Source organism: Faecalibacterium prausnitzii, from assembly GCF_019967995.1.
GTDB lineage: Bacteria > Bacillota > Clostridia > Oscillospirales > Ruminococcaceae > Faecalibacterium > Faecalibacterium prausnitzii_E.
Genome location: NZ_CP065377.1, coordinates 130,528 through 151,348, shown reverse-complemented (window position 1 = coordinate 151,348; position 20,821 = coordinate 130,528). Strand labels below are relative to the sequence as shown.

At 53.5% G+C, this 20,821-nt stretch carries 19 protein-coding genes, 1 tRNA gene and 2 pseudogenes; 13 read left to right on the top strand and 9 right to left on the bottom strand.

The window, feature by feature from the left end; genetic code table 11:
- Window positions 1-4 precede the first annotated feature (4 nt).
- Both I5P96_RS00740 and I5P96_RS00735 read right to left on the bottom strand, forming a co-directional pair.
- Window positions 5-970, bottom strand: a complete 966-nt coding sequence (locus I5P96_RS00740; RefSeq protein ID WP_223382747.1) for an ABC transporter permease — start codon at window positions 968-970, stop codon at window positions 5-7.
- A 152-nt stretch (window positions 971-1,122) separates the two neighbouring features.
- Complete coding sequence (locus I5P96_RS00735) at window positions 1,123-2,520, bottom strand: MATE family efflux transporter (RefSeq protein WP_223382746.1); 1,398 nt, start codon at window positions 2,518-2,520, stop codon at window positions 1,123-1,125.
- A gap of 467 nt (window positions 2,521-2,987) precedes the next feature.
- Here I5P96_RS00735 and I5P96_RS00730 point away from each other — a divergent pair, with 467 nt between their 5' ends.
- Both I5P96_RS00730 and I5P96_RS00725 read left to right on the top strand, forming a co-directional pair.
- Entirely contained in the window at window positions 2,988-3,740 is a 753-nt protein-coding gene (locus I5P96_RS00730) for an IclR family transcriptional regulator (protein WP_223382745.1), read from the top strand.
- Window positions 3,741-4,274: 534 nt separating this feature from the next.
- Window positions 4,275-4,511, top strand: a pseudogene (locus I5P96_RS00725) (6-phosphofructokinase); the annotation flags it as partial.
- Here the strand turns inward: I5P96_RS00725 and I5P96_RS14160 are convergent.
- The 3 genes and pseudogenes from I5P96_RS14160 to I5P96_RS00715 all read right to left on the bottom strand — a co-directional run.
- On the bottom strand, window positions 4,511-4,639 hold the full coding sequence (locus tag I5P96_RS14160) for a hypothetical protein (RefSeq protein ID WP_263286022.1): 129 nt from the start codon (window positions 4,637-4,639) through the stop codon (window positions 4,511-4,513). The pseudogene I5P96_RS00725 and the gene I5P96_RS14160 overlap by 1 nt on opposite strands.
- Before the next feature lie 51 nt (window positions 4,640-4,690).
- Window positions 4,691-5,608, bottom strand: coding sequence for a ParB/RepB/Spo0J family partition protein (locus I5P96_RS00720; RefSeq protein ID WP_223382744.1), 918 nt, complete (start codon window positions 5,606-5,608; stop codon window positions 4,691-4,693).
- Window positions 5,565-5,759 (bottom strand): annotated as a pseudogene (locus tag I5P96_RS00715) (ParA family protein); the annotation flags it as partial. The gene I5P96_RS00720 and the pseudogene I5P96_RS00715, both read right to left, overlap by 44 nt.
- A gap of 243 nt (window positions 5,760-6,002) precedes the next feature.
- Here I5P96_RS00715 and I5P96_RS00710 point away from each other — a divergent pair.
- From I5P96_RS00710 to I5P96_RS00675, 8 genes are all read left to right on the top strand, one after another.
- Window positions 6,003-6,323 carry a helix-turn-helix domain-containing protein gene (locus I5P96_RS00710; protein ID WP_117526684.1) on the top strand — a complete coding sequence of 107 codons (321 nt, stop codon included), beginning with the start codon at window positions 6,003-6,005 and terminating at the stop codon, window positions 6,321-6,323.
- Window positions 6,324-6,569: 246 nt separating this feature from the next.
- Window positions 6,570-6,875: a helix-turn-helix domain-containing protein gene (locus tag I5P96_RS00705; protein ID WP_117526682.1), complete on the top strand. Its 306-nt coding sequence runs from the start codon at window positions 6,570-6,572 to the stop codon at window positions 6,873-6,875.
- Window positions 6,876-7,433: 558 nt separating this feature from the next.
- On the top strand, window positions 7,434-7,679 hold the full coding sequence (locus tag I5P96_RS00700; protein WP_223382742.1) for a hypothetical protein: 246 nt from the start codon (window positions 7,434-7,436) through the stop codon (window positions 7,677-7,679).
- Window positions 7,657-8,688: a hypothetical protein gene (locus tag I5P96_RS00695; RefSeq protein WP_223382741.1), complete on the top strand. Its 1,032-nt coding sequence runs from the start codon at window positions 7,657-7,659 to the stop codon at window positions 8,686-8,688. The genes I5P96_RS00700 and I5P96_RS00695 overlap by 23 nt, the downstream gene beginning before the upstream one ends.
- Window positions 8,681-9,451, top strand: a complete 771-nt coding sequence (locus I5P96_RS00690; protein ID WP_223382740.1) for a DUF6551 family protein — start codon at window positions 8,681-8,683, stop codon at window positions 9,449-9,451. Before I5P96_RS00695 ends, I5P96_RS00690 begins: the two co-directional genes overlap by 8 nt.
- An 81-nt stretch (window positions 9,452-9,532) precedes the next feature.
- Window positions 9,533-9,946 carry a type II toxin-antitoxin system PemK/MazF family toxin gene (locus tag I5P96_RS00685; protein ID WP_223382739.1) on the top strand — a complete coding sequence of 138 codons (414 nt, stop codon included), beginning with the start codon at window positions 9,533-9,535 and terminating at the stop codon, window positions 9,944-9,946.
- Between the two features lie 34 nt (window positions 9,947-9,980).
- Window positions 9,981-10,268, top strand: a complete 288-nt coding sequence (locus I5P96_RS00680; RefSeq protein WP_223383767.1) for a helix-turn-helix domain-containing protein — start codon at window positions 9,981-9,983, stop codon at window positions 10,266-10,268.
- Window positions 10,269-10,272: 4 nt separating this feature from the next.
- Window positions 10,273-11,448 carry a tyrosine-type recombinase/integrase gene (locus I5P96_RS00675; RefSeq protein ID WP_223382738.1) on the top strand — a complete coding sequence of 392 codons (1,176 nt, stop codon included), beginning with the start codon at window positions 10,273-10,275 and terminating at the stop codon, window positions 11,446-11,448.
- An 88-nt stretch (window positions 11,449-11,536) separates the two neighbouring features.
- On the opposite strand, the gene I5P96_RS00670 is transcribed toward I5P96_RS00675, so the two are convergent.
- A tRNA-Ser gene (locus I5P96_RS00670) sits at window positions 11,537-11,628 on the bottom strand.
- 504 nt (window positions 11,629-12,132) lie between these two features.
- Here I5P96_RS00670 and I5P96_RS00665 point away from each other — a divergent pair.
- Both I5P96_RS00665 and I5P96_RS00660 read left to right on the top strand, forming a co-directional pair.
- Window positions 12,133-13,083 carry an L-lactate dehydrogenase gene (locus I5P96_RS00665; protein WP_223382737.1) on the top strand — a complete coding sequence of 317 codons (951 nt, stop codon included), beginning with the start codon at window positions 12,133-12,135 and terminating at the stop codon, window positions 13,081-13,083.
- A gap of 205 nt (window positions 13,084-13,288) precedes the next feature.
- The gene (locus I5P96_RS00660; RefSeq protein ID WP_223382736.1) at window positions 13,289-15,535 is read left to right on the top strand and encodes a glycoside hydrolase family 2 protein; all 2,247 of its coding nucleotides are present in this window, start codon (window positions 13,289-13,291) and stop codon (window positions 15,533-15,535) included.
- Window positions 15,536-15,938: 403 nt separating this feature from the next.
- Here I5P96_RS00660 and I5P96_RS00655 read toward each other — a convergent pair whose 3' ends face one another.
- The 3 genes from I5P96_RS00655 to I5P96_RS00645 all read right to left on the bottom strand — a co-directional run bounded on the left by I5P96_RS00655 (window position 15,939) and on the right by I5P96_RS00645 (window position 18,113).
- Complete coding sequence (locus tag I5P96_RS00655; protein ID WP_207686880.1) at window positions 15,939-16,133, bottom strand: hypothetical protein; 195 nt, start codon at window positions 16,131-16,133, stop codon at window positions 15,939-15,941.
- Window positions 16,134-16,182: 49 nt separating this feature from the next.
- Entirely contained in the window at window positions 16,183-16,476 is a 294-nt protein-coding gene (locus I5P96_RS00650) for a TM2 domain-containing protein (protein ID WP_118553747.1), read from the bottom strand.
- Between the two features lie 119 nt (window positions 16,477-16,595).
- A complete protein-coding gene (locus tag I5P96_RS00645; protein ID WP_223382735.1) occupies window positions 16,596-18,113 on the bottom strand; it encodes an MFS transporter in 1,518 nt (505 codons plus the stop codon).
- Window positions 18,114-18,515: 402 nt separating this feature from the next.
- On the opposite strand from I5P96_RS00645, the gene I5P96_RS00640 reads away from it, so the two are divergent.
- Window positions 18,516-20,759, top strand: a complete 2,244-nt coding sequence (locus I5P96_RS00640; protein ID WP_223382734.1) for a glycoside hydrolase family 3 N-terminal domain-containing protein — start codon at window positions 18,516-18,518, stop codon at window positions 20,757-20,759.
- Window positions 20,760-20,821 lie beyond the last annotated feature (62 nt).

Here is a 20,821-nt window from a genome sequence, read left to right as displayed (position 1 = left end):
CCCCTTACCACAAAGATGTATCCGAAATATTCCGGCTAATTGTGTTTGCCCCAATCACCAGCGCAAAGGCGATGAGAGAGTTAAACAAGCTAACCGACGCACCAACGCCATAGTTGGCCGAAAGGATACCGATGCGTTGTTCAAAGGTAGACAGAACGTCTGCGGTCACATAGATGTTGGAGTTGTACATCAGCAGGACGCGCTCATAACCGATAGACAGCATGTTGCCGATTCGCATAATCACCATGATAATCAAGGTCGGTGCCATGCCTGGGATCGTGACATACCGCAGTTCCTGGAGTTTGTTTGCGCCGTCCACCTTCATAGCTTCATACAATGTGGGCGAAATACCCATGATGGCGGCAAAATACACAATCGAGCTGTAGCCGCTCTCTTTCCAGATTCCAACAGCAATGTACAGTGGACGGAAATAGTTCGCGTTGGAAAGCAGCGAAACGCCCGGTTCAATGAGGTCCAGCCTCTGGAACAATGCCGCCAGAACGCCTGTAGAGTTTACGCCGCTGTACACCAGCATGATGGTAATGCTGGTGATGGTAACCTCAGACAAAAAGTGGGGCAGATAGGTCGCCGTCTGGGTCAATTTCCGGACAAAATTGTTGCCAATCTCCGCAAACAGGATAGCCAGGATAATCGGCACAGGGAAACCAAATACCAAGCTGTATGCGTTAATTACAAAGGTATTCCGGAACGCCTGCCAAAACTGTGTCTGGTAGACACCCGATACCAGGGTCATAAAGTTTGCAATGCCTTTAAAGTCGCTGTTCCATACGCCCAGGCTGGAATCAAATCGCTTAAAGGCGATGAGCAAACCGCCCATCGGCTTATAGGCCCACAGTGCAAACCAGATCACCACCGGCAACAGCAGCACATAGATCTGCCAATCACTGACCAAAGACTGCAAGAGCTTTTTGCCGTGCGGCTGTCGCATCTTAATTTTAAGTTGATCCATTCTTTGTGTCGTCCTCCTTGTCGTGCGCCCAGAAATACCGCTTGCAATCCGTTTGCGCCAGGCATTTCGGGCAAATTTTTGCTGGGATCCCGCTATCTTACAGTGTCACCGCCTTTCTTCTGTACTGCATTCAACTTTGGCATCAGACTCATTCAAGTACTGAGCAGTTGCTTCGTCCAGCCCGCTCCATATTCTTTGTGCAGCACCGCCGCAGCGACCACCAAAGCAAGCAGACCGGTCATGCCGTTGCTGATCATCATCACCAAACCCATCGCCTGACCGCCCGCAAGCGTTGTACAATGCTGGAAGAACAGGAGAATCGGAATCCGGAAAACAAAGAGTCTTGCGAAATTTACATAGAAGGACAATTTGGTATATCCAAAGGCATACAACAGTGCCATAACTGCCGAATGGATTGCCAAAAATACGTTTGAGATCATTTCGAGAGTAAAGATCTGTGCAATCAGCTCTGCAAAGGCCACATCCCCTTTGGAGAAACTCGCAAGGATCGGATCCAGAAACACCCAAGTCAAAATGAATCCCAAAACGCCCCAGACAAAATCTACTATAAAGACGCACCGAAAAATTTTCAGGGCTCGCTGTGGATTTCCATGGCCGATGTTCTGTCGAATCAAAGCAGCCCCACCATCTCCAATGCTTCCTGCCGGGACCGTAGACAGAGCGCTGACGCTGTTTGAAACGCCCAGCGCACCCACAGTTTGGGTGCCGTAGTTCACGCCAACCGAGTTGACAACCACTTTGCCTGCACTGAAGGAGAATTTTTCGGCGATAACCGGAAGGGAAATGGCAACAATCTTTTTGACGATGTCGTTCTTTAGCCTGACATATCGGAGCGACAGCCCAAAGACATCTTCAGGGTTACGCAGATTATAAAGGCCGATTGCTGTTACCACCAGGTTGGAAAGTAGGGTGGCCACTCCGATCATGACAATCCCTTGGTGGAGTACCAGAACAAAAAAGGCGGAAAACGAGAACTTGGTAAGTGCCATTGCAAAGTTGATCCGCATGATCTTGGAACCATTCCCACGGGCCTTTTCAATGGCGATATAGACATTATTGAAGAAGGTGAAAACCAGATTCAGCGCAGTGATCCGGTAGTAGTTCAATCCGATTTCCACAAGCTGGGCGGGAGTGTTTGCCAAACGCAGAATAGGCCTAGCCCCCAGGATAAGCCCTGCCACCAGGACAAGGGCAGCGGCTCCGGCCAAAAAAAAGGTGGTATTTACGGTGGTTTTTAACCTCTCATACTCCCCAGCTCCATACAAACCAGCAATTAGAATCCCTGCACCGATGGAAAGGCCGGTCCCCACCGAGACGATGGAGTTGTTAAGCTGGTTGAAAAACGACACCGCCGAGACGGATTCAGGGTTGATCTGAGAGGTAATTACAAGATCAAACACCCGAAACAACTCATTGATCAGCTGGAACAGTGCCATGGGCAAACAGACAGAAAGAACTGCCTTGGGTATATTTCCCTCTAAAAAGAATTGCCTTTTTTTAAGTTCTTTTGGATCTACCTGCAAGCCCATGTTGATTCCTCTCTGCATGGGTTCTTAATTAAGAGCCCGGTTCATTTATCGGAGCGATAAAATAGTGGTTCATCCAGAACCACTATTTTATATGATGACTGCTGAATCGTTAAGCCTTTGCGGTTCGTATTTAAGAACTAAGTTCCGCATTTTTAGTATATACAAATTCGCCTGATTCTGTCAACCCGTTTTTTCTTTTTCTCGCATTTTGACAAAGATTCAACTTGCGAATTGTGCAACCTGTAGGGGATCATAAGAATCTCACTGAATCTTTTGAGCCTGATTATGGATCTTGGTCTGATACGTCTGCCTGAGTTTCTATGGTATCCTTCAAAACCATTCGTGCATATACGGCACTCCCCTCTCTTTAGGCACTTTAGGCAGGAGTGCTTGACGACAGAACGATATAATGATAATATACATTCTAGCTTAAAGTTGTTTTGGCCTGGAGGAGGATGTAGTAAATCATGAATCGAACCGTTGAGCGCACTTTGGCAATCCTCAAAATTATTGCCAATAGCGAGCATGGCATTACCCTGCAGGAAATTGCCAATCAAATGGACATGGCAAAAAGCAGTGCTTTTGCAATTGTCCATACCCTATTGGAGTTGAACTACATCAGCACGGTTGAAAACAATGATAAAAAATACTGCTTGGGGGTCGAGACTTTTGCGCTCGGGATGAAGTATGCTAACAATCAAAGCCTCGTTCAGCAGTGTGTCATTCATCTCCCCGGGCTGGCTGAAAAATACAACAAGACTGCCTTTCTTGGCATATTGAACGGCTCCAATGTGGTTTATCTTTATAAATATGTCGCAGAAAACGCACGGCTTGCCACCTGCTCCATCGGCTCCAGCAAGCCGGCCCACGCGACAGCTCTTGGCAAAGCGCTGATTGCTTTTCTCCCACCCAAAGCGCAACGCACACTGATTGATAACATAGAACTCACCTCTTATACCGATCAGACCATCTCTTCTAAAGAGGAATTTATTGCACAGTTGGAACAGATTAAAAAGCAGGGTTATGCAACCGAATTTGCTGAATTGGGCCACTTGACTGCGTGTTGCAGTGTTCCGATCCTTGATTCTCAAGGTAACGCTGTAGCTGCAATTTCTCTGGCAGACATCGCTGAATCAAACGAAAACTATCTCCAGATGGCCAATGACCTAAAGGCTGCTGCGGCTGAAATTTCCAAAATTGTGGCCTACACACAAAATTGATTCCCAAATTATAAATCAAAATTCCCGGCTTTCGGTACAGTGGACAGCCTGTTGAGCTGTTTGCCTCCGGTGGAACTTCAGTAAAAACCCTGAACGGTTCTTTTGCTGAGGTTCCATTTTTTTATAATTTTAATTTTTTGACCGCTCAGGACTTGCATACAACAAAAACGTTACAATAGACTCGTCTTGAATCCACAGTAAGAGATAAAAAATCATTTATATAGATGATTTTCTCTGGCATCCGGTTTGTTTTGTCCTCTAAAATGTCACTTCCTGTATTGAGCTGCGCACAGCAACTCGGAATAAGCTTGTATTCTCCCCAACAGAGTGTGGGCAACATATCCACTGTCTTTCCTGATCAGCAAGGCTTTGCCGCTATCCTCAATAGGATGGTTGGCCTAAGATCCATCCCTTGGGGTTTCATATGCCCACTGAGTAGTGCTATGAATCCAGGCGATGCCACCTATTCAGTTTTTATTGCATTTGCAATAGAATAAAAGCAGAGACGGAACACAACAAAAAGGAGAAATCATCATGGGTAAAAATGCTATCGTGGGACAGTCCGGCGGCCCGACTTCGGTCATCAACGCAAGCCTTGCAGGCGTATTTGAGAGCTGCAAAAGCCGCGGCGCTCAGGTGGTGTACGGTATGTGCAATGGCGTAGCCGGTCTGTTGGAAGAACGGGTGGTTGATCTGGGCAAGCTGCTGACCGACGATCTGGATATCGAGCTGCTCAAGCGTACCCCTTCGAGCTTTTTGGGGAGTTGCCGCTAGCGCTGCTTTGCAGAAGCCGAAGAAGGCGGCATCTCCAAACACTCCTTGAGCATCTTCTCTACGGCACAGACCTTCTCATAAACCTGCCGGGTAGTGATGGTGGACGTAGTTTTCTTGGTTGCCATAGGCGTTACCTCCAAATTTTTGTGTTGTATTTTGTGATTGATGCCAGATAGTCAGCGTTCCTGACTGCGCTGGCGTTTCTTTTGCCACTTTTCCAAAAGTTTCAGAATGGTATCTTCCACCTGTTTCGGGGTGTAGGACTTGGGAAAATACTTGCGCAGTACGTCGTTCTTGATGGTCACGCGGTCCATTTCGGCCTTCTTTTCCTCGCCCATAATGTCGAAGATGGCCTCGTAGCTGCACTGGCCCTCCTGACTCAGTTTCTTAATCCGCTGAGCCTGGGACAGGGAAGGAGCGTTCTGGGTGTCCTGCATGGCCTCTAAAAAATCCTGCTGTTCCGAGTCTGCCAGATAGGACAGCTCCACAGCAGGATTGAAGGAGATTTTCTTCTGGTCCACCAGGTCCAGAAGTTCCGGGATCAGGTTGGTAAAGCGGATAAACCGTTGAATCTGGTTACGGCTTTCACCCATTTCTTCAGCCATAATTTGATCCGAACGTTTTTGTGTCCCAATTTGGGACACATTTTTAGAAGGACGGCCTGCCGTTCTTTTTATAGCTTCCAGCTTCATTTTGTAGGCGAAGGCCCGCTCACTGGGCAGAATGTGTTCGCGCTGCAAATTGCTGTCCACCATCTGAATCACCGCCTGGTCATCGTCCATATTGCGGACAATTACCGGCAGGGTTTTCAGCCCGGCCAACTCTGCCGCGTGCTGCCGCCGGTGGCCCGAAATAATCTCATAACCCCCGTCCTCCCGGGGGCGGGCGATCAAAGGAGCCAATACTCCAAACTGTGCCACGCTCTCCACCGTCCGCTGCATGGCCTCATCGTCCAGCACCTTGAATGGGTGGTCTTTAAAATGATGCAGTTCTGAAATTGAAATCTGCTGGATTTTTTCAACATTGCGGCTTTCGTCGGTGGAAAAAATATCATCGAAGCTGCTCAAGCTGATGTTTGCGCCGTTTTTCGGCATTGCGCAGCACCTCCTTTGTCAGGGCGCGGTAGGCTTCCGCCACCTTGCCTTTGGGGTCATGGGCAAAGATACTCTTGCCCTCGGCGCTGATTTCCGCTGCCCGCACGGAACGTGGAATACCTTGCTCAAACACTTTGATTTTGCCGCCATAAACCGGCAGTATATGCTATGTAAGGTATTTCAATATCGCACTCTGTTTTCCGTCCAATAAAATTCCCATGCCGCCTTCGGGCGGCATTTGTTTTTAGTGTGCAAATCATAAGAAATAGCCCCCACCGCAAGGTATCTGCCACTCCCGAACTCCGTACTTTTTATACGGCGAAAAGGATTATAATTTTGTGCGTAGTACGGTATAATAAGCGAAAAGTTTATTGTACGAAAGTGAGGAGTGGCGGTGGATAACATTCTGAATACCATAACCGCCTACCGTGAAGAACGCAAATGGTCGCTATACGATTTAGCGACTCACGCCGAGCTGAAATCTTCCACCATTTCTACATGGTATAATGACAATGCGATCCCGACCATTCCTTCGCTTGTAAAGATCTGCGATGCCTTTCAGATCACACTTTCCGAGTTTTTTGCAAAGGCAGAGGGAAGTGAGTCTGTCCCGGTGGCACTTACGCCCCAGCAGATGCAAGTCATTGAGAAATGGTCGATACTTCGCCCTGACCAGCAGGAAGCTTTTTTGAATTTGCTGAATACGATTCCCTGATTTTACATGGATAGCAATAGAGTTTCGGCTCTTTTACTATTATGAGGGACATTTTGTACGTCCTTCATACTCCGCCCGCCTTGCCATCATCGACAAAGAAAGGACGAAGAACTATGAAAAGGAGATTGATCGAGTACCAACTGAGCCCCGGCAACCAGAACTTGGTTCGCCGCCGACTGTATCTTTGCACTCCGACCTTATGGCGCAGCTTGCGACTGCGTTGCACTGTGGTCGGAGGGCTGACTTATGTACTTTGATTTTTACGCCGCCGGCAAACGTATCCAGTACCTGCGCAAGGTCAACGGCATGACGCAGGAGGAGTTGGCAATCAAACTGAATATCAGTGACCGTCATCTCCGTCGAATTGAACGAGGGGAAGAAGCACCGTCGATTGACCTTTTTGTTGAGATCAAGGAGACTTTTCGTACCACGCTGGACTACTTGATTGTGGGAAAGTCCCCCTCTGAGGAAGAAGAACTGTTAAGGAAGAAAATCTGTACAAAATTGCATCGTATCGCGCGTAGCTTAGATGCCGTTGCGGACGATTTATAATTACACACGACTGCCCTTCTGGATAGTCGGCTCAAATGAGCTGCTATCTGGAAGGGCTTTTTTCTTTGAAAAAAAGCAAAATCGCATTTTTGAAAATTGCAAAACAAAACAAGACGTAAGTGTGTATGATTTTATACAAAACCGGACGTGATAGGTCCGGTTTTAGAGTGAAAAAGCGGACCTGTTACGTCCTAAAAAAGCATTCAGTTTTCAGGTACACTATGGTCACAGCAAGGGCAACACCCCAGACGGGGAGAAGCCCGGAGCTGTAAAGCGTACCTTGAAAACTGAATATCATTCCCTCGGACAAAATAATGAAACTTCCGTAACTCGCGGCCCGGTCATAAAGAAGACGGGGTGGCTGAAGAAGCCAATGTGGAGTGTGGGTGCAAGTCCCCACTTACCGAGGTGCATTCCAAATCCAACGGGCGTCGAGGACAAATAGGTTGGAAAAACTTAAAGCAAAACTTCAAAGCCCACCACCGGGATTCTTCTGAATCAAGGCAGTGGGCTTTTTCCATACCGAATATTCATTCTGATGACACGGAGGTATTGATTATGAGCCGTACTTTTACCCACAAGACCGATGAATCGACCCTGACCACCCTCTGCCCCCGCTGCCTGAATGCCTTTCGGAACACCCGTGGCATCCGTGTCCGCCGTGCAGACCCCGGTCAGATCGTAAAGGAACCCTGCACCTACTGCCAGACCAGCTTCGGCTACGACTACTACATCCAGCCCAGCAGCCCGAAATCCACCTACTTTAAGAAGGGACGGTTTGATGATGAATCTGAATGCGCTTAAGATTGACCCGGAGTTTCAGGGCAAGATCCCGCCGCTCACTTTTGAGGAGCTGGAACAGCTGGAGAAGAACATTGTCAACGATGGCAAAGTTATCAATCCCATCATCGTCTGGAATGGCGTGATCGTAGACGGTCATAACCGATACACGATTCTCAGGAAGCATCCCGACATCCCTTATACCGTCCACGAGAAAGAGTTTGCAGACCGCTATGAAGCCATCATCTGGATCTGTAAAAACCAGCTTGGGCGGCGCAACCTGACAGTCGAGCAAAAGAAATATCTCGTTGGAAAGCAATATGAAGCAGAAAAGGCACTCGTTCCTAATGAAAAAGGAACGAATCGATATACAGTTTTAGTTGGTGCTCAAAATGAGCACCAACTAAAACGTCAGAAAACCTGCGAGAAAATCGCAACAGAAATAGGTGCAACTCCAATATTTGTTCGACGATCTGAAGAATTTGCAAAAGGTGTAGATGCCGCTGAAGAAGCCGTTCCCGGCACACGCCAGAAAGTGCTTTCCGGCGAGGTCAAGCCGACCGCCGCCGAGATTGCATCTGTTGCCCGTGCACCTCCCGAAGATCGTCCTGCTCTTGTTGAGAAAATCTGTGCGCCAAAAGAAACAAAAAGGCCCCGCAGTAAATCAACATCCAAAGCAAAGAATGTTGAAAAGTCCGCGACTTCGACTACTCCGTGTGAATCACAAGCAGAGCCACCGGTTATTGAAGTTCCATCCGAACAGATTGTTCAACCAAAGCAAAACCAGACTGCGCTACAAACGATTCGCTCATTATCCGCAAAAATGGAATCGGTCGAACAAGTAGCTGATGCAGAAGGAATGCTCAGCGAAGTGGCATCAGCGGCAGATACGATGATCTACCGTCTGGATGTCTGTTTTGAAAATTACCCGGAATTCCTCAAAAACCCAAAAATCCGTCAGAAAGTCGTTGGACTTTTGCAGAAAGCAAAGGATTATATCGTAAAACTGGAAGGAGAATTTGCCTATGATTAAACTTGTTCATCACGAAATGGTCATCAACAGCAAGTTTCTGGAGGTGCCTCGCAGCTACTACCAGCGGACTCTCAACGCCAACCGTGTCAAGCGAATCGCCGCCGAGTTTGACGAGCGCATCGCCAATGCCCCCAAGGTCAGCTACCGGGACGGTCACTACTATGTTTTCGATGGTCAACACACCATTGCCGCCCGCAAGCTGCTGAATAACAACTGCGATCTGAACATCGTCTGCAAGGTTTATTCGGGATTGACCGAGCAGCAAGAAGCCATGCTGTTTGCACAGCAGACGGGTATTTCGGCGCCGCTTACAGCCGGTGCAAAGCTGCGTGCCAAGATCCACGGCGGCGACCCGGAAGCCATCGCATTCCAGAGTGCTACCCAGCGCGCCGGTTTTGGTCTGAGTTTCAACCAGAGTCACGCCAAGTGGAAGATTGCCTGCATCGCTACCGCATTTGCCGAATATCGGCAGCACGGCGAACGCATTTACACAGATGCACTTCGTGTTCTGGCAGAAGCATGGGAGGGTGACATCAACTCGCTCCGTTCTGAGGTGCTGCAGGGCGTTGCCCGTTTCGTTGCGCTGTACGACCACGAGTATGACCCGATTCGTCTGATCAAGCAGCTCAAACGCATCAGCCCCCTGACGATCTACCGCAGCGGGCAGGCGATGAGCGGCCCGAACTATCAGAAGTATATGCACCAGATCCTGAAGGTCTACAACGGCTCCAGCCGTTCTAGGAGCCTTCCTATCAAGCAGTGATGTTCTCTCCTATGGCAACAGTCCTAAAACGTCGCAGAAGCCGTCCGCAGGGCGGCTTTTGCCTACATAAGGAAAAGGGGGATGATTGCTACCGTTTATGTAACGAAGAATTTCGGCTTTCGCCGGGGCGAGATCTACTTTGCAGACCTTGACCCGCACTATGGTTCCGAGCAGGGTGGTAAACGTCCTGTTATTGTGATCCAAAATAATACAGGAAATAAATTTGCGCCGACTGTGATCGTGGCTGCTGTAACCTCAAAAGTCTCCAAAAAGCCAAACCAGCCCACCCATGTTCTCATTGAGCAGAACCCTGCGTTCAGCCGTCCGTCTGTGGTGCTGCTGGAACAGATCTTCACCATTGATAAAGAGCGCATCAACAGTTTTATGGGGATGACCAGTGAGTGGGAGATGGCGCAAATTGAAAAAGCCCTGAAATGCAGTCTGGCATTGGATCGGGAAAATATGAATCCGGAAAGGGGAAATCTGTTTGGGTGAGGAAAATTTGAATCCCCGTGATGCGTACCGTGTGATGCTCCGGGATTACCCGGACGTGCTGAACATCGACCAGATGTGCGAGATATTGAGCGTCAGCACAAAAACCGGGTATGCTCTTTTGAAAAAAGGGAGCGTCCAGCATTTGAAGGTCGGACGCTCCTACCGCATCCCCAAGGCACATCTTTTGACTTATCTCATCGGATTCGCACCCCGGTCACGCTGTCCGGGCGTGACATCCTTGCATTCTCTCCTGCCGTTGGGTACACTGATGGTGTCAGCGGCAGAAGTTACATATTCAAGTGGATGCAAAGACAGGAGGTAACACTATGGTAGCAGGGCATCTGCAAGAAAAAAACGACTTCTACTACATCGTTCTGAGTTACAAGGACACAGACGGAAAGCGAAAGACCAAGTGGGAAGCCACCGGTCTGTCCGTCAAGAGGAACAAGAAGAAAGCCGAGGCTCTTTTGCTGGAACGTCGGAGAAACTTCATGGTTCCTACCGCACCTGCGGAAATTCGCTTAGACGATGACATTCTCTTTTCGGACTTCATGCTGAAATGGTTGGAAGTCACGAAAAGCTCTATCCAGATCACAACCTATGCCAGCTATCAGGGAATGGTGGAGCGCATCATCGTTCCGTATTTCCGCAAGCGCGGCATCAAGCTGGTAGACCTGAAAGCCACCGACTTGCAGGACTTCTACACCAAGCAGCTTGAACGGGTCAAGGCAAATTCCGTGATCCATTATCACGCAAACATCCACAAGGCGTTGAAGTATGCGGTCAAGATCGACCTGATCCCCACCAATCCGGCAGATAAGGTCGAGCGTCCGAAGAAGAACGAGTTCAAAGGCAGCTATTACAGTGCCGATGAGATTCATGCTTTGACGGAGATCGCAGAGGGCACCAAGCTGGAGATCCCGGTTCTGCTGGCATCCTTCTACGGTCTGCGCCGCAGCGAGGTGCTGGGTCTGAAATGGGATGCCATCGACTTTGAAGCCAACACGCTGGAGGTCAAGCACATCGTCACGCAGGCATCCATCGACGGCAAAAAGGTTCTGGTGCAGGCAGACCGTGCAAAGACCAAGTCCAGCCTGCGGACGCTGCCCCTTGTGCCGCCCATCCGTGACCGCCTGCTGATGCTGAAAGGTCAGCAGGAAACCTACCGCCGCCTGTGCGGTAAAAGCTACAACCGGGAGTATCTGGGCTATCTGTGTGTGGACGAGATCGGGAACATCATCCGCCCCAACTATGTTTCCGAGCAGTTCCCGAAGCTGTTGGAGAAAAACGGTCTGCGTCCTATCCGCTTTCATGACCTGCGTCATAGCTGCGCCAGCCTTCTTCTGGCAAACGGCGTTCCTATGAAGCAGATTCAGGAATGGCTGGGTCACAGCGACTTCTCCACCACCGCCAACATCTACGCCCACCTCGATTATGCTTCCAAACTCTCGTCTGCACAGGCGATGCTGGAAGGGCTGGGCTATGGCAATGCGTCAGCATGATGCCATACGTCCCAAAGACAGGGTGGACGGGCGATGTTCCGGCAAAAAAGAATGGACAGACGAATAAAATTCATCTGTCCATTCGATTTGGCGGAGCATCAGGGAGTCGAACCCTGGCACCGGTCTCCCGGCCTATCGCATTTCGAGTGCGACCTCTTACGACCACTTGAGTAATGCTCCACATATTAAATTTTAGAATGCTCCGTGCATTCTGGGAAAATTTTGGAGAGAATTTCAGGAGAGAACGACCGAAAATCGTTCGCTCTCGAAGCCGGAAAACCCGCATGAAACCTAGCAAAATCGGAAATCCACTTCCAAAAAGCCAGTTAGATTTCGAGTCGTTCTCGTTACGACCACTTCGATACATCTCCCTATTCACTTCGCGCTTCGGAGCGGCGGGCAGAAGCTGCCAGAGCCGCTTGATAGCCCTATTATTATAACAAAGTTCCCGCTTTCCGTCAACTGGTTTTCTTCTGCGTCTGCCGGGTATATTTTCAGGGGCTGTGCGGCATCCTGTGAAAAAGCAGCGGCGTCGTTGCGCCTGCACTTGACAGATGCCGTGATTTCTGGTAATGTATCCAAGCTTGGCAAAAGTTTAACGATTTCGCCCGGCAGCCTCTCCCGGCGGGAGAGGTCTTGGAATGAATGGAGCCGCCGTGGGCGGCAGAAGAGGGAAAGCAACCTATGAACAACGTCAATTTACGCAAGATCGCCGTCATCGGCTGCGGCTTCGTCGGCTCGGCGTCCGCCTTTGCGCTGATGCAGAGCAAGCTGTTCTCGGAGATCGTCCTGATCGACGCAGACCACGCCAAGGCCGAAGGCGAAGCCATGGACATCAGCCACGGCATCCCCTTTGTGGGCAACATGAAGATCTATGCCGGCACCTACGATGACATCGTGGATGCCGCCATCATCGTCATCACGGCAGGCGCAGGCCAGAAGCCCGGCGAGACCCGGCTGGACCTCGTGCACAAGAACCTGAACATCTTCAAGAGCATCATCCCGGAGATTGCCAAACGGGAATGCCGCGGCATCCTGCTGGTGGTGGCGAACCCGGTGGACATCCTGACCTATGCCGCCATCAAGCTGTCCGGCTTCCCGGAGCACCGGGTCATCGGCTCCGGCACCGTGCTGGACACCGCCCGCCTGAAGTATCAGCTGGGCGAGCACCTGTCCGTGGACAGCAAAAGCGTCCACGCCTTCATCATCGGCGAGCACGGCGACAGCGAGATCGCGGCCTGGAGCAGCGCCAACGTCTCCGGCATTGCGCTGGACGATTTCTGCGAGATGCGCGGCCACTACAACCACGACCAGTCGCAGGAGAACATCGCGGAGAAGGTCAAGAACAGCGCCTACGAGATCATTGAGAAGAAGCGCGCCACCTACTACGGCGTCGCAATGGCCGTCAAGCGCATCTGCGAGGTCATCATCCGGGACGAGAAGTCCATCCTGCCCATCTCCTCGATGATGCACGGCGACTTCGGCGTGGACAATGTCGTTCTGAGCATGCCCGCCGTGGTGGGTGCCGACGGCCTCGAAGAGTTGGTCCCCATCGCACTGAGCGAGAAGGAATCCGCCGATCTCAAGAAGTCCGCAGACACCCTGCGCGGCATCCTGGACGAATGCGGGATCTGATGCAAGCCTGAAAACGGCCCCGGCAGCTGCCGGGGCCGTTTTCTTCTGCACAAAAGCGGGCCGGTCGTTGGAATTTTCACAAAATATTACTATTTTGACGCGATTTTGTACAAACGTTCCGGTGGTTTCCTGTGATATACTAATCTCACAACAAGGTCTGCACCGCAGACCCACACAGAGAAAAAACTGAGAAGGAGTCGTATCAATGAGAGAGATCATTTCCTTGAACGAAAACTGGACCCTGTCCTTCCCCAAAGGCGACCATGTGACGGAGCAGGTCAACCTGCCCCACACCTGGAACGCTGTGGACGGCAACGACGGCAACGGCAGCTACCTGCGCACCACCGGCGTTTACACCCGCACCTTCGAGCAGCCCAAGCAGCCCCGTGAGGGCGGCCGCACCTATGTTGAGGTGCTCGCTGCTGCGCTGAACGCCACCGTGAAGGTCAACGGCACGGTCGCCACCACCCATGAGGGCGGCTTCTCCATCTTCCGTACCGATGTCACCGATCTGTGCCACGAGGGTGAGAACGAGCTGACCATCGAGGTCTCCAACGAGGACACCCCGTCCATGTACCCCGCTTCCGCCGACTTCACCTTCTACGGCGGCCTGTACCGCGGCGTCAACCTGATCAGCGTGCCCAATGCACACTTTGATCTGGACTACTACGGCGGCCCCGGCATCATGGTCACCCCGGTCCCCACGGAGGACGGCGGTGCAAACTTCACCATCAAGAGCTTCGTCACCAACCCCGCTGACGACCTGACCGTTCTGTACAGCATCGAGGACTGCTTCGGCCGCGAGGTCGCTTCCGCTGTCCGCGGTTCTGCCGAGACCGAAGTCACCATCTACGTGCCCGATGCACAGCTGTGGAGCATGGACGAGCCCAACCTGTACACCGTCACTGCGACCCTGCAGCGCAACAACGAGGCCGTCGATGAGATCTGCGCCAACGTCGGTGTCCGTTCCTTCAAGGTCACGCCCAACGAAGGCTTCTCCATCAACGGTGTGCCCACCCCGCTGCGCGGCGTTTCCCGCCATCAGGACCGCGTGTTCGAGGGCAACGCTCTAACCGCCGAGGAGCACTATGACGACGCCATGCTCATCAAGGAGCTGGGCGCCAACACCATCCGTCTGGCACACTATCAGCACAGCCAGGACTTCTACGATGCCTGCGACGAGATCGGTTTCGCCGTCTGGGCTGAGATCCCCTTCATCAGCGTCTTCAAGAAGGGCGAGGGCGCACACACCCACGTCATGGAGGAGATGAAGGAGCTCATCATCCAGAACTACAACCACCCCTCCATCATGTTCTGGGGCATCTCCAACGAGATCCTGATCGGCGGCATCTCTCAGGAGCTGGTGGACACCCACCACGATCTGGAAAAGCTCTGCAAGGAGCTTGACCCGACCCGCCTGACCACCATTGCACACGTTTCTCACACCCCCGTGGACGGCCCCATGCACCACATCACCGACCTGGAGAGCTACAACCACTACTTCGGCTGGTACGGCGGCAAGATGGAGCAGAACGGCCCCTGGCTGGACAAGTTCCACGCCGACCACCCCGACATCTGCATCGGCATTTCCGAGTACGGCTGCGAGGGCATCATCAACTGGCACAGCAACACGCCGGAGTGCAAGGACTACACCGAGGAGTATCAGGCACTGTACCACGAGCACATGGCACAGGTCTTCGAGGACCGTCCCTGGGTGTGGGCTTCCCACGTCTGGAATATGTTCGACTTCGGCTGCGCTGCCCGTAACGAGGGCGGCGTGAGCGGCCGCAACAACAAGGGCCTCGTCACCATGGACCGCAAGACCAAGAAGGACAGCTACTTTGTCTATCAGGCTTACTGGACCCAGACCCCGATGGTCCACATCGCTGGCCGCCGCCACGCACAGCGCGCAGGCGAGACCACCGAGATCAAGGTCTACTCCAACCAGGACACCGTCGTTCTGTACGTCAACGGCAAGGAAGTCGGCCAGCAGACCGCGCACCGCGTCTTCAAGTTCGACGTTGCTCTGAACGAAGGCTTCAACACCATCCTGGCTGTGGCCGGTGATGTGAAGGATTCCATCACCCTGGAGAAGGTCGCCGAGGAGCCCGCTTACTACACCCTGCCGGAGTTCAACGCGCGCCAGGAGGGCGTTGCCAACTGGTTCAAGCAGGTCGGCAGCCTGGATCTGGACCTCAAGGCTCCCATGGAGTTCCCGGAAGGCTACTACAGCATCAAGGACAACATGGAAGAAGTCTCCAAGTGCCCCGAAGCCTTCGCCCTCGTTGCCAAGGTCGTGAAGCTGACCACCAACTTTGATGTGAAGCCCGGCTCCGGTATGTGGGATATGCTGAAGACCATGTCCCCGGAGAATCTGGGCAACGTCATGGCTCTGCCCGATGGCTTCCTGGAGAGCCTGAACGCACAGCTCATCAAGATCAAGAAGGTCTGAGCGTTCCCGGATAGGACCCAAAGTTAAAGCCCCATAAAACCGCCCCGGCAGATGCTGTGCAGCACCTGCCGGGGCATTTTGTCATCCTGTTCGGCGGCACCTTCTTTCACACACGGCCCTCTCCGTCAGCGCAAGCGCTGCCACCTCTCCCGGAGGGAGAGGCCTTGGCAGGCCGGTGCTGGCTGTGCTGGACGAACAAGGTCTCGTCTTTGCGCAGGCTGCCGGGCTCCGCCGGAACGGGCAGCGGCTGTGCACCTTGCCAACCCTTCCAGAGTACCTGAGAGGTGAGGCCGCAACGCCAAAAGCCCGCAGCGAAAGCTGCGGGCTTCTGGTGTTTCTTCGAAAAGAAAGGAGGTAAATGAGATGAATGAATAGAGGGAAATGTCGTAGAACGTTCAGCCGCTCAGCGCTTTTTCTTGTGCTGAGCGCGGGGCTTTGCCGAGGCGGCAGAGGTCTTGGTGCTGCCGCTGGAACGCCGCTGATGAAGATACTTGGCCACCGAGGGCGCAACGATCGCAAGGATGGCCAGAATCACGATGACCTGCAGATCAGGCAGCTCGTGATTGGTATTGAACAGGGTCTGCAAAACGTTGCTCATAGAACTGTACCTTTCCGGTCCCGGCGGAACCGCTCAGAAGAGGTGGGGGTCACAGCCAGATGCTGCCGTTCTCGTCCGGCTTCATGGGGGCCGCGATGACAGCATCCACGATGGTCATGGCTGCCGAGAAGCCGGTCCAGAAGGTGGCCAGATACAGCACCCCCAAAACCGGGCGCCTGGCGTAGAACTGGTGCGCCCCAAAGGCCCCCAGAATGCAAAGGCGGAGATACTTTTTCCGGTTCACCTCATGGCGCTGGCGGTTTTCCTTCCAATAGAAGTAATGTTCGATGGAATTCCAGATAAAACCGTGGTCGGGGTCTTTTATCCATTGGGTATTTGCCATTGTCGTACCTCTGTCTTTGTCTCATAAAATCGGGAAAGCCGCCCACTGCGCACTTGGCCGGTGAGCGGTCTTTCCCATGGGATGTAGTTTCCGCAGAATCAGAAAGCGTGGCAGCTTGATTATGCGTTTTCAGCCATTGCCTTCATCTTGATGGCAGCAACTTCGTCCTGGATCTCAGCCATCTTCTCCTTGGTCAGGGGATAGAACTTCATGGCGATCAGGTTGCACAGCAGGCCGATCATGATGATGCCGCTGTAGCAGAAGGCGCAGCCGATGCGGAGCTTCATGGTAGCCACGTCGCCCTCAACGGGGTTGTGGTCAGCGAAGCCGCAGATGGTGAACATGACACCGGCGATCATGGGTGCGAAGGAGGAGACCAGCTTATCAACGAAGCTGAACAGGGTGCCCATCAGGCCGGGGACGTACTTGCCGGAGCGATAGACCTCGTAGTCGGCGCAGTCCGCAGTCATGGGGATGACGATGTTGCCGGAGATGCCCTGGAAGCCTGCGTAGATGATGCTCAGGCCAACATGGAGGATCAGGAAGTAGCCCCAGTTCAGGGTGCCCTTAGCGGGGTCAGAGGTCATGGTGGTGGGGTCGCCCAGCAGCCACAGGGCGATGGTCAGAGCGTTGACGACCAGACCGCCGACGGAGCCGATGATCATGGCCTTGCGCTGGCCGAACTTGGTAGCCACCAGAGAGATGGCCAGGAAGGTGACGATGACGCTGGGGATGGTGGTCAGAGCGGTCACGTTGCCCTGCAGAACGGTAGAACCGGCGATGCAGGCGAACATTGCAACGGAGACAGCGCTGGTACGGGCAGAGGAGCCCAGCTTATCGGTAGATGCAGACAGAATCAGCATCTGGATGGCGCGGTTGTTCTTCAGGGTATCCCAGTAATCCTTCAGGCCGACCTTGACCGGCTTGCCGGTGCCAAAGAACTCCGGACGGTCCTTCGGGGCGATGGCGATGACAGCCAGCAGGGTGAAGATACCGGAACCGATGGCGGTCATGACCCACAGGCTGTGGAAGAACTGGGTGGAAGCATAGCCGCCGACATCCTTGTAGCTGTTTGCCATATTCGCAAACACGACCGCCAGACCAGCGAACAGAACGGTGTTGAACACGCCGTCGAAGGAAGCGAACATGGGGCGCTGCTTGGGGTCGTTGGTCATGCAGGACTGTGCAGACTTGGTAACGACGCACTGGCAGGTGTAGCCCAGATAGTAGATCATCAGGACCACAACGTAGAAGGGGAAGCGGACTGCCTGCGGCAGCTGGTGGGTGACGTGGAACAGGATGAAGCTGGTCACAGCCAGAATGATGTTGCCGATGACGATGAACGGGCGGTTCTTGCCGAACTTGCCGTTGGTCTTATCGACCATGAAACCCACGAACGGGTCGGTGACACCGTCCCAGATGCGCATGATCATGCTCAGGGAAGAGGCCATCATCATGCCGACGCCGACCCAGCCCATCAGGTAGTAGGTAGCGTAACCCATCATCATCATGTACAGGTTGGTAGCCGTGTTGTTCAGTGCAAAGCATGCGATGCGCCACAGCGGAACGCGGTGGATGCCGTTGTGCTCGTAGTCTTTGTCGTAGTACTTATCCGGCAGACTTCTCGTTTTTGCCATTTCGTTTTCTCTCCTTAATTTGTAAACAAGGCGTTCTCCGTTTTTGCCCCGTTTGAAAACCGCACCTGCCACTGTGCGGCACATCGGGACTTTATGTCCTTATTATGAACGATATTTTGAAATTCTGTTAGTAATATTTTGAGGTAAAACAGGACGATTTTACTATTTTGAAGCAATTTTCACAACTTTCCAAAAACCTATTGGTCAAATTGCACATGGCATTGATATACTAGTACAGCACATTGCCAGTTTTCTCCGTCTGCATGGACCTGCATGGAAAAGAATATTAGGAAAGTGCGGATTTTTCCAAAAATTTTTCTAATCCCTTTCTGGGGTCTGCCATTATAATATAGGTATCACGAACCCCACCGCAGACGGCGTAAAATAAAAAGGAGAAATCACATGGCAACGAAAGCATCCCAGCGCGTCCAGCGCTATGTCAACGCAAACGGCCCCACCATCGGCACGGTGGAGCGCCGGGTCATCGAACAGGACGGCCTCTATTTCAAGGATATCGACGGCACCGGCACCGTCAGCGCCGTCAACGACTGGCGCCTTGCCCCTGAAGAGCGCGCCAAAGCCTATGTCCAGACCCTGACCACCAGCGAGAAGATCGGCCAGCTGTTCACCTCTGACTGGCGGATGGGCCCCAAGTACCCCTCGCCCCGTCTGGCCGCCAACGGCCACAAGCCCGTGGGCGATGACTCCGGCCTGCTGGATGAGGCACCGGTGGACGTTTCCGACAGCATCTTCGGCCATCAGGCGCTGCCCAGCACCTCCGACATGGTCAAAAAGTGCTTCAACCGCCACGTCATCCTGCGCGAGAACCCCACCCCCGAAGATCTGGCAGACTATCTGAACCAGCTGCAATACCTGACCGAGACCTGTGAGCACTTCGTGCCCATGCAGGTCATGTCCAACAGCCGCAACGAGAACGGTGAGGTCGTCTTCGGCATGAACGATGCCGCCGGTGTCTTCGCCACCTGGCCCGGCACTCTGGGCATCGCAGCGGCCGTCAAGGGCACCGCCCGCATCGACATCATCGACAAGTTCGCCGACACCATCCGCCGCGAGTGGAACGCCTGCGGCCTGAAGAAGGGCTACATGTACATGGCCGACTGCGTCACCGACCCTCGTTGGCAGCGCACCTTCGGCACCTTCGGCGAGGACCCGGAGCTGATCGAGGAGATCTTCGACCACCTCATCCCCGGCATCCAGGGCGGCAGCAACGGCGTCACCCCAGACGGCGTGTCCGTGACTGTGAAGCACTTCCCCGGCGGCGGTGCCCGTGAAAACGGCTTCGACCCCCACTATGCAGCAGGTCAGTGGAATATCTACGCCACCCCCGGTTCCTTGCAGAAGTACCACATCCCGGCCTTCCGTGCGGCCATCCGCCACAACGCCGAGTCCATCATGCCCTACTACTCCAAGCCGTCCGCTGAGAAGAGCGCCCCGCAGGAGGACTTCGAGGGCAACCCCATCGCGCTGGACCCCTATGGCTTCGCTTACAACAAGGTCTTCATCGACGGGATGCTCCGCAGCCAGATGGGCTTCAAGGGCTACATCAACTCCGACACCGGCATCGTCCACAACATGTGCTGGGGCGTCGATATGCTGGATGAGCCGGAGCGCATCGGCTACGCCGTTACCCAGAGCGGCGTGGACCTGATCTCCGGTCTGCTGGACAATGCGTTCGGCGAGGAGAGCTACGCCCGTGCTGCCAACGGCTACTACGACACCCACGAGGTGCCCGCAGGCTTCCGGAAGGAAGACCTTGTCCTGACCGACGAGAGCCTGAACCGCGCCGTCCGCCGCACCCTGACCGAGCTGTTCCGTCAGGGCATGTTCGAAGACCCCTATGCAGACCCCCGGAAGGCTGCCGAGGTCGTGGCCACCAAGGCCGACTGGGAAGAGGCCAGCCGTGTCCACCGCGAGAGCGTCGTCCTGCTGAAGAATGACGGCACCCTGCCCCTGAAGGATGGCTGCAAGGTCTACGCCGAGGCCTTCGGCAAGAGCGCCGAGGCCGGCGAAGCTGCCACCAAGGCCCTGCGCGAGATGCTGGGCAATGTCACGCTGGTGGCCGACCCCGCCGAGGCCGATGTCGCCCTGCTGATGGTCAGCCCGCAGTCCGGTGCATACTTCAATGCAACGCCGGGCTATCTGGAGCTGGACATCTGCGAAGGCAAGACCGTCTGCAACGTGGATGAAAGCGGCAAGCCCACCGCCGAGGCCCATCAGGAGACCACGCTGGTCGGTGCCAGCCGCATCCCCGGCATCGCCGAGGCGGTCCACGCACACGGCGGCAAGGTCGTTTCCAACATCAACTGCCCGCTGGCCTGGGAAGTCGGCAACATCGAAAAAGTCTCCGACGCGCTGACCGTCGGCTTCGATACCTACCCCTCCGCAACGCTGGACGTCCTGTTCGGCCGCTTTGCCCCGGTCGGCAAGCTGCCGCTGACCCTGCCCAAGGGCGACGAAGTGCTGGCCGTCAATGCAGACGGCGTCTGCATCAGCCCCAACGATGTGCCCGGCTACGCCAAGGATGCCTACATGCCCGACAGCATGAAGGACGAAAACGGCAAGGCTTACGCTTACCGTGACGCCGCCGGCAATTACTATGAGTTGAATTTCGGCCTGTCGTATTAAAATATGCGGTGGTCAGCACCTCTTTTCGGTGCTGGCCGCCCTTTTCATGCAAGGAGAAACCA

Bases quoted from the DNA above. Each gene is read 5' to 3' on its own strand.
- I5P96_RS00740 (WP_223382747.1), bottom strand. From the start codon at position 970: ATGGATCAACTTAAAATTAAGATGCGACAGCCGCACGGCAAAAAGCTC.
- I5P96_RS00735 (WP_223382746.1), bottom strand. From the start codon at position 2,520: ATGGGCTTGCAGGTAGATCCAAAAGAACTTAAAAAAAGGCAATTCTTT.
- I5P96_RS00730 (WP_223382745.1), top strand. From the start codon at position 2,988: ATGAATCGAACCGTTGAGCGCACTTTGGCAATCCTCAAAATTATTGCC.
- I5P96_RS14160 (WP_263286022.1), bottom strand. From the start codon at position 4,639: ATGGCAACCAAGAAAACTACGTCCACCATCACTACCCGGCAGGTTTAT.
- I5P96_RS00720 (WP_223382744.1), bottom strand. From the start codon at position 5,608: ATGCCGAAAAACGGCGCAAACATCAGCTTGAGCAGCTTCGATGATATT.
- I5P96_RS00705 (WP_117526682.1), top strand. From the start codon at position 6,570: ATGTACTTTGATTTTTACGCCGCCGGCAAACGTATCCAGTACCTGCGC.
- I5P96_RS00700 (WP_223382742.1), top strand. From the start codon at position 7,434: ATGAGCCGTACTTTTACCCACAAGACCGATGAATCGACCCTGACCACC.
- I5P96_RS00695 (WP_223382741.1), top strand. From the start codon at position 7,657: ATGATGAATCTGAATGCGCTTAAGATTGACCCGGAGTTTCAGGGCAAG.
- I5P96_RS00690 (WP_223382740.1), top strand. From the start codon at position 8,681: ATGATTAAACTTGTTCATCACGAAATGGTCATCAACAGCAAGTTTCTG.
- I5P96_RS00685 (WP_223382739.1), top strand. From the start codon at position 9,533: ATGATTGCTACCGTTTATGTAACGAAGAATTTCGGCTTTCGCCGGGGC.
- I5P96_RS00680 (WP_223383767.1), top strand. From the start codon at position 9,981: ATGCTCCGGGATTACCCGGACGTGCTGAACATCGACCAGATGTGCGAG.
- I5P96_RS00675 (WP_223382738.1), top strand. From the start codon at position 10,273: ATGGTAGCAGGGCATCTGCAAGAAAAAAACGACTTCTACTACATCGTT.
- I5P96_RS00665 (WP_223382737.1), top strand. From the start codon at position 12,133: ATGAACAACGTCAATTTACGCAAGATCGCCGTCATCGGCTGCGGCTTC.
- I5P96_RS00660 (WP_223382736.1), top strand. From the start codon at position 13,289: ATGAGAGAGATCATTTCCTTGAACGAAAACTGGACCCTGTCCTTCCCC.
- I5P96_RS00655 (WP_207686880.1), bottom strand. From the start codon at position 16,133: ATGAGCAACGTTTTGCAGACCCTGTTCAATACCAATCACGAGCTGCCT.
- I5P96_RS00650 (WP_118553747.1), bottom strand. From the start codon at position 16,476: ATGGCAAATACCCAATGGATAAAAGACCCCGACCACGGTTTTATCTGG.
- I5P96_RS00645 (WP_223382735.1), bottom strand. From the start codon at position 18,113: ATGGCAAAAACGAGAAGTCTGCCGGATAAGTACTACGACAAAGACTAC.
- I5P96_RS00640 (WP_223382734.1), top strand. From the start codon at position 18,516: ATGGCAACGAAAGCATCCCAGCGCGTCCAGCGCTATGTCAACGCAAAC.